The organism is Pseudoalteromonas sp. P1-7a, assembly GCF_001401855.1.
In the GTDB taxonomy this organism is placed as follows: Bacteria; Pseudomonadota; Gammaproteobacteria; order Enterobacterales; family Alteromonadaceae; genus Pseudoalteromonas.
The window spans coordinates 1-263 of record NZ_LKDU01000136.1 but is presented as its reverse complement, the minus strand read 5'-3'; the positions used below and the strand labels follow the sequence as shown (position 1 = coordinate 263).

Here is a 263-nt window from a genome sequence, read left to right as displayed (position 1 = left end):
TTATCAATGCTGGTTGTGATCGCTGCGGTGTTATCAAGTTCAACTGTATCCTCAGCTGTAACAGGGTTACCCGCTAAATCTGACACGCTGGCTGTAGCGGTGAGCGTGCCGTCATTTAATGCGCTTGCGTCAATCGGGTCGGTAACGTATTCGCCGTTTTGAACAAGCGCCGTTGTTTCAACTTGGTTTGTGCCATCACTGATGATCACCGTCACGGTTTGACCGTCTTCCACATCGCTTACCGTGCCACGCACGACCATGGC

General features: G+C 51.7%; 1 protein-coding gene. It reads right to left on the bottom strand.

The features are described from left to right. Positions 1–263, bottom strand: a 263-nt coding sequence (locus AN389_RS20445; protein ID WP_160318646.1) for an Ig-like domain-containing protein, incomplete at both ends; no start/stop codon positions are given.